6 protein-coding genes are annotated in these 7,067 nt (G+C 44.0%); all 6 read left to right on the forward strand.

Features of this window, described 5'->3' with window-relative positions; translation table 11 throughout:
- The first annotated feature begins 22 nt into the window (after window positions 1-22).
- The 6 genes from B0E43_RS28600 (at window position 23) to B0E43_RS28625 (ending at window position 6,862) form a co-directional block, all read left to right on the forward strand.
- On the forward strand, window positions 23-1,687 hold the full coding sequence (locus tag B0E43_RS28600) for a bifunctional UDP-sugar hydrolase/5'-nucleotidase (RefSeq protein ID WP_077348277.1): 1,665 nt from the start codon (window positions 23-25) through the stop codon (window positions 1,685-1,687).
- A 313-nt stretch (window positions 1,688-2,000) separates the two neighbouring features.
- On the forward strand, window positions 2,001-2,486 hold the full coding sequence (tnpA, locus tag B0E43_RS28605) for an IS200/IS605 family transposase (RefSeq protein WP_077348279.1): 486 nt from the start codon (window positions 2,001-2,003) through the stop codon (window positions 2,484-2,486).
- Window positions 2,487-2,807: 321 nt separating this feature from the next.
- The gene (locus tag B0E43_RS28610) at window positions 2,808-3,476 is read left to right on the forward strand and encodes an N-acetylmuramoyl-L-alanine amidase (protein ID WP_077348281.1); all 669 of its coding nucleotides are present in this window, start codon (window positions 2,808-2,810) and stop codon (window positions 3,474-3,476) included.
- A 7-nt stretch (window positions 3,477-3,483) separates the two neighbouring features.
- Window positions 3,484-5,127, forward strand: coding sequence for a glycoside hydrolase family 10 protein (locus B0E43_RS28615; protein ID WP_168171913.1), 1,644 nt, complete (start codon window positions 3,484-3,486; stop codon window positions 5,125-5,127).
- Window positions 5,124-5,603 carry a GNAT family N-acetyltransferase gene (locus B0E43_RS28620; protein ID WP_077348283.1) on the forward strand — a complete coding sequence of 160 codons (480 nt, stop codon included), beginning with the start codon at window positions 5,124-5,126 and terminating at the stop codon, window positions 5,601-5,603. Before B0E43_RS28615 ends, B0E43_RS28620 begins: the two co-directional genes overlap by 4 nt.
- Window positions 5,600-6,862 carry an MFS transporter gene (locus B0E43_RS28625; protein WP_077348285.1) on the forward strand — a complete coding sequence of 421 codons (1,263 nt, stop codon included), beginning with the start codon at window positions 5,600-5,602 and terminating at the stop codon, window positions 6,860-6,862. Before B0E43_RS28620 ends, B0E43_RS28625 begins: the two co-directional genes overlap by 4 nt.
- Window positions 6,863-7,067: the final 205 nt, after the last annotated feature.

Here is a 7,067-nt window from a genome sequence, read left to right on the forward strand (position 1 = left end):
CCCATAAGCCCAATTACTTGAAATGAAACCGTCAAGAAGAAAATTTCTTTCCCAACTGGGCGCCTTAGGGCTTACCACAGGTTTGGCTGGAATTTCGGAAGCTTCCGCCAAAGTCCCTTTGAAAAATCCGTCCTCGTTTACGGTTACAATTCTTCAGACCACAGATGTCCACTGTCAGATACATGCTCATGACGAGTTGTTTTGGGAAAATGGCCAATCTGTTTTCCGCAAAACCGGAGGATATGCTCATTTGAAAACATTTCTGGATCAGGAACGAAAAAAGATGGATCACAGCTTCCTGATCGATACCGGGGATATGTTTCAGGGTTCAGAGCTTTCAGTCAAAACCACTGGAGAGGCGATGGTTCCGATTCTAAATGCCTTGGATTACGATCTCTATCTCCCGGGCAATTGGGAAGTGGTTTATTACAAAAAATCCATGCAACAACTATTGGGAGCATTGACCGCACCCAAGGTCTGCGCCAATATGTACCACGATCTGGGCGAAGGGAAAAAAGGCGAATTGATTTTCCCTCCATATCATATTTGGAAAGTGAACGGAGTCAAAATTGGGTTTCTGGGCTACACTGACCACTTGGTGCCCCTCAGACAATCCCCCAACTACAGTAAGGGAATCATTTACACCAAACCCGAAGAAAACTTAGCCCACTATGTAGATGTATTGAAAAATCAGGAAAAGTGTGCCTTTGTGGCCATTGTCGCCCACATTGGACTTTCGCAGCAAATATATCTGGCAAATCTCCCGGAGTGTGAAGGAGTGGACTATATACTTGGAGGAGATACTCATGAACGGGTAAGAAAGCCCATCCAAGCCAAATTCGCCAAAGTTGTAGAGCCGGGTGCTTTTGGCTCATTCGTAGGAAAATTGGAATTGAATATCGAAAACGGGAAAGTGGTATCTGATCACTACGAACTCCTGGAAGTAAATGCTAATAAATATCCCGAATCACCGGAGATGAAAAAGATCATCGCCCGGTATGAAGGACCTTACTTGGAGGATATCCAGAAAGTGGTAGGTTATTCTAATCTTCCGCTTTATCGGTATTTCGTGATCGAAAATACGATCGATACCCTGATCCTGAATGCAGTCAGCTGGCAAATGGCAGATGTTGACGTTGTGCTTTCCAATGGATTTCGCTTTTGTCCTCCCAGATCCACACCTGATCAGACTGGCAATATTCCGATTACCAATGGATTTATTTTTGACATGCTTCCGGTGGATTCTCAGATCCGAACCGGCAAAGTGACTGGAAAACAGATCCAGACATGGTTGGAAAAGGAGCTCCACAATGTATTTGCAAAAGATGCATCCCAAAGATTTGGAGGTTGGATGATCAAATTCAAAGGGATGGAAATGAAATTCCTCGCTTTTGGAGAAAATGAAAATCGCGTTCAGTCCATCTTGATTCATGGACAGGCTCTTAGTCCAGATAAAGTATATAAAATCTGTGCCTGCGAACGGGACGGTGATCCGGATGACATGCTTTGCAGGATTACCGAAGTCAAGGAAACTGAAAACACGCCATTCACCCTGCATCAGGCGATGAAAAATTATCTCGCAGCCAATTCCCCAGTCAACCCTGCACCTCTAAAATCAGCTGTAGCCCTGGATGCTCCGGCAACTTTATTGACTCAGGTGAGTGGCGTTGATTATGAGTTCAGATAAAAAGATTTGAAAATCCCCAGAAATCCGGATGTGAAAAATGAGCTTTTTGTTCCCAAGAATTAAATTATGGCACCCCTTTAGGGTTTTGAAGACACGATTAGATCTTTTTCTAGCGTAATTTCACCAGTTCCGGGTTTTAACTTGTGTAAATGATCAATTCTTTAATCTTTTTATCATTTTATGCTTACCTCTTTTTTAATCCCAAAGGGATGAAACTATTGTAGAAAAATTAAATTCAGATTATTTTAACAAAACCCTGAAAGGGTGACATAATATTTTTTAAAAAACCAAATCACACTTTAATTATCTAATCATGGCAGGTACTTTTCATCAAATCTATCTTCAATATGTCTTTGCAGTAAAAAGACGAGAAAATCTTCTTTTAAAGCCTTGGAGAGAAGATATTTTCAAATACATATCCGGAATTATCACCAACAAGGGTCAGAAGTCCATAATTGTAAATGGTGTTTCCGACCATGTCCATGTTTTCGTCGGATTAAATCCCTCCCACAACGTTTCAGACCTTATCCGAGACATCAAAAACAACTCATCGAATTTCATCAATGACCAAAAATTTGTCAAAGGAAAATTTAACTGGCAAGATGGTTATGGCGTTTTTTCATATTCACATTCTCAAATAGATAATGTATACAAATACATAGCAAATCAAGAAAAACATCATCGAAAAAAGAGCTTTAATGAGGAGTATATTGAGTTTTTAGAAAAGTTTGAAATTAAGTTTGACAAGAAATATTTATTCGATTTTTTTGATTCGAGTGAAAATGGGGAAAATTTATAGTATCACCCCTTCGGGGTTCTGATGGTTTGTTTCCTACCTTTTTGTTACAATAATATCACCCGTTCCGGGTTGATTGTTGGATCCTAAATTTCCAAGGCAATCCAAATAGGACACTAATATTGCACCCATCGCCAAAATCCGTTTTTCATAAAATCCCGAAGGGATGAAACTATTGAAACACCCAAAAAGTATGGTTTAACCCAAACCCCGAAGGGGTGGCATTCTAATAGGATCACCTCAGGAAAAACCACCCTTTATTCCTTTCCTCCCGATTTCTGCCTAGTTTAGCTCCTTCAAGCAATTCACCGAAATCCTGAAGAAATGCACCGAAAAATCCTCCAATTTGGACTTGTCCTATCCACACTTTTTTCAGTTTCCTGCAGCCCAAAAGCTACTTTTCGCATCATCGACAAACCGATCACCTGGAACGACGAACGTGAACAACTTTCTCTCCAATACCTCAAAGACCGCCATGGTCTGGAAAAACCCTCTGCCACGATCGAACCACAAATGGTCGTCGTTCACTGGACTGCCATCAGCAACATCGAGGTCACTTTTGATGTCTTCAATCCACCGACTTTGGGGGGAAGGGCAGACTTGACAGGAGCAAGTAACCTAAATGTTTCCAGCCAATTTTTGATAGACAGGGATGGTACAATTTTCAGACTTTTGCCTGACACGACTTTTGCACGGCACATTATTGGCTTGAATTACTTGGCGATCGGGATCGAAAATATCGGTAGCGACGAGATGCCATTGACCAAAGCCCAACTCAAAGCAAATGAGCAATTGATCAGACACCTGAAAAGAAAGTTTCCGATCGACTATGTGATCGGACATCATGAATACCAGAATTTTCAGACCACCGATCTTTGGAAAGAAACCGACCCCAACTATCGGACGGTCAAATCCGATCCGGGTGATAAATTCATGAATCAACTCCGAAAAAAACTGACCGATCTCAACCTTAAACCAGTCCCAAAGCTCTGATTACCCCATGCATTCCAGTCTGAAGTACATTTCCCTTTTTCTTATTTCTATTTTCATTTTTGCAGCCTGCAAAACCAAAAAACCTGTCGCTCAATCTCCCAAAAAAAACACCCCAAGCTCAACTCTACCCCCAAAAACATCCGAAAATCTACCTGTAAAACCTATTCCTCAACCGGCAGTGGCCTTGAAGCCGCTTTCCTATCAAATGCCGGATATTCCGAGGGAGTTTCGTGGGGTGTGGATCGCTACCGTCGCCAATATTGACTGGCCGATTTCTTCCACTGATCCCTGGGAAAAGCAAAAAAGGGAATTTATCGGGCTTTTGGATTACTACAAATCCCTGAATTTCAACTCAGTAATCGTTCAAATTCGGGCCGCAGGGGATTCTTTTTACCCAAGTAATTTGGCTCCATGGTCCAAATACCTGACCGGAAAGCAGGGAAAAGCCCCTTCGACTCAGGAAAATCCCCTGACCTGGATGATCAAGGAAGCCCATGATCGAGGCCTGGAATTCCACGCCTGGCTCAATCCCTACCGGGCAACCATGACTCTCGAAACGAATGAACTCAGCCCAGAGCATGATTTTCACAAGCACCGGAATTGGATGCTGAAATATGGCTCCAAATGGTATTATGACCCGGGACTTCCGGAGGTGAAAAACCATTTGCTGGCTATCATCAAGGAAGTTGTAGTCAACTATGATGTGGACGCAATCCATTTCGACGACTACTTTTATCCCTATCGAGAACCCAAGCTGGAATTTCCGGACAAGGCCTCTTTTGACAAATACAAAAAACCCGGACAAACCCGTGACGATTGGAGAAGGCAAAATGTCAACGAATTAATTTTTGCCTTGAATCAAGAAATCAAAAGCCAAAAACCCTGGGTGCAATTTGGAATTTCGCCTTTTGGTGTCTGGAGAAATCAAAACAAAGACCCGAAAGGATCACCGACTCAGGCTGGGCAAACCAATTACGATGATCTTTTTGCCGATGTGCTCCTTTGGATGAAAAACGACTGGATTGATTACCTGATCCCTCAACTCTATTGGAGCATGGAGCATCGACTGGCATCCCATCGGATGCTTGCAGATTGGTGGTCCAACAACAGCTTTGGCACCAACATTTACATCGGAAATGGTCCCTACAAAATCCGTGAGGATTCGGATGTGGCTTGGAAAAATCCCAGTGAACTCAACACTCAGGTCAATTATGCCAGGACTTTGCCCCAAATCCACGGGAATGCCCTTTTCTCAGCAAAATCAATCTATTCCAAAAACCAGGACATCGCCCAGTTGCTAAAAAAAGAAGTCTACGATAAACCTACACTTCCCCCTTCTTTTCAACCAAAATCCGAGGCTATTATAGAGATTCCGGTGGTCCTTGATGTAAAAACAACTCAGGAAAAAACCCAGATCAGTCTGGAAAAACCACTGGATCCGGCCATCCGCTATGCGATGGTTCAGGGTGGAAACGACCTGAATTTGCTCCATGATGCCATCATTCATACTGCTTGGGTGGGTGGATCAAGAGTTCGAAATCTGGAAGTGCCCAGCTTAAATACAGAGTACCTAGCCATCAGATGGATTGACCATTACGGAAGAATAGTGCAAACTCAGGTCTTCCAAACTCCAAAAACCGCCCGCCCATGAAAGACATGCTCGTTCGCCTGATCGAACTTCCAGAAGTTTCCGAATTGGAAAAAAAGCTTCAGGAAAAGGAAAAAATCGTGTTTCGACGAGCCATTGCTCCCGAAAAACACCTGGTCAGCGAATGGGTTATGGAGCAGTTTGGAACCTATTGGCAATCTGAAGTTGAAGTCGCTTTTTCCCGCCAACCGGTCTCATGCTGGATTGCCCACAGAGGAAATCAAATTTTGGGTTTTGCATGCTATGAAAGCACGGCGCGGAATTTCTTTGGCCCCACGGGAACTTTAGAATCCGAGAGGGGAAAAGGCATCGGGAAAGTCCTTCTGATCAAATCCCTCGAATCACTCCGTGAAATGGGCTATGTCTATGCCATCGTCGGTGGAGTCGGACCGGCAGAGTTTTATGAAAAAGCCGTTGGAGCAAAATCCATCGAAGGCTCCGAAACGAGCATTTACCAACATTTACTCCGAAAATCATGACCCAAACCACCTCCAAAAATCCCTGGTTTTGGGTTCCTTCACTCTATCTTACCGAATCCGTCCCTTACGTAATCATCATCACCGTTTCGGTGGTTATGTACAAAAAGCTTGGGGTTTCCAACGCTGACATCGGCCTTTACACTTCATTCCTCTATTTACCCTGGGTGATCAAACCCATCTGGAGTCCCATTTTGGAGCTTTTCGGAAACAAAAAGAAATGGTTCCTCAGCATGCAACTTGTTCTTTCCCTGGTTTTTCTGGGTGTTGGATTAACTACGGGAACGGACCAGTTTTTTACAGTCACCCTGGCGTTTTTCTGGATGGGAGCTTTTGCCTCAGCCACCAATGACATTGCCTCCGACGGGCTATATCTACTTGCCCTGAAACCCGACCAACAAAGCTTTTTTGTTGGAATGCGAAGTACCTTTTACCGGGTTGGAATGATTACCGGGCAAGGCTTGATCGTGATCATTGCAGGATATTTGGAGACAAGCCTTGGTAATCCGGCTTCCGCTTGGTCCTGGACCATGATCATAGTTGCGGGATTGATGCTTGCACTAACCGGAGTCAACTATTTGACCACTCCAACTGTGATCGAAGAGCGGGTTGCTAAAGCAGATCAGCCCAGTTTTGGGAAGGTGTTCGCGACTTTTTTCACCAAGAAAAACATTGGCCTGTCTTTAGGTTTCGTGCTTTTGTATCGACTGGGGGAATCTCAATTGGTCAAAATGGCCGCTCCCTTTTTTCTGGATGAAAGAACAGACGGAGGTCTTGGTCTGAGCACGACCGAGGTGGGATTTATCTATGGCACACTTGGAGTCGTAGCATTATTAGCGGGAGGAATTTTGGGAGGAATCGCCATTTCCCGTGACGGTTTGGGCAAGTGGATGATGCCTATGGCCTTTGCGATTAATGCCCCGAATATCGGCTACGTGTTTCTGGCTTGGCTCCAGCCGGAGAGTATCGCCTTTGCAACCACCGTGGTGGTCATTGAGCAATTGGGCTATGGATTTGGCTTTGCCGCATTTATGATTTTCCTGATTTTTCTTGCAGAAGGACTTTTCAAAACCGCCCACTATGCCTTGGCGACGGGATTTATGGCGATGGGAATGATGCTTCCGGGGATGTTATCAGGATACATGCAACAGTGGTTGGGTTATCCTGGATTCTTTGTGTGGGTGGTGATTGCGACAATTCCGGGATTTGTAATGGCTTATGTGGTGAGATATCCGAGTGAATTTGGGAAGAAAGTTGAATAAAGTACGATTTACGAAGTACGAATTACGGGGGGATGAGTCGGGTTGAGGCCAATTATGTAATCAATCTCCTGAATAGTGTGTCAGGCTGAGTCTTAAATATTCCGGGAACATACAAAAAGGAAATGACGGGGTTAACTTAGCCTTATCCTAAACAGTTTGGCCGCCTTCGTGATAGTGCACCTGCCTGTCGCTGAGTATGGTTCCG

The organism is Algoriphagus sp. A40 (assembly GCF_002002735.1).
In the GTDB taxonomy this organism is placed as follows: Bacteria; Bacteroidota; Bacteroidia; order Cytophagales; family Cyclobacteriaceae; genus Algoriphagus.

Excerpts from the sequence above, each read along its gene's own strand:
- B0E43_RS28615 (WP_168171913.1), top strand. The coding sequence starts at position 3,484 with ATGCATTCCAGTCTGAAGTACATTTCCCTTTTTCTTATTTCTATTTTC.
- tnpA (WP_077348279.1), top strand. The coding sequence starts at position 2,001 with ATGGCAGGTACTTTTCATCAAATCTATCTTCAATATGTCTTTGCAGTA.
- B0E43_RS28620 (WP_077348283.1), top strand. The coding sequence starts at position 5,124 with ATGAAAGACATGCTCGTTCGCCTGATCGAACTTCCAGAAGTTTCCGAA.
- B0E43_RS28610 (WP_077348281.1), top strand. The coding sequence starts at position 2,808 with ATGCACCGAAAAATCCTCCAATTTGGACTTGTCCTATCCACACTTTTT.
- B0E43_RS28600 (WP_077348277.1), top strand. The coding sequence starts at position 23 with ATGAAACCGTCAAGAAGAAAATTTCTTTCCCAACTGGGCGCCTTAGGG.
- B0E43_RS28625 (WP_077348285.1), top strand. The coding sequence starts at position 5,600 with ATGACCCAAACCACCTCCAAAAATCCCTGGTTTTGGGTTCCTTCACTC.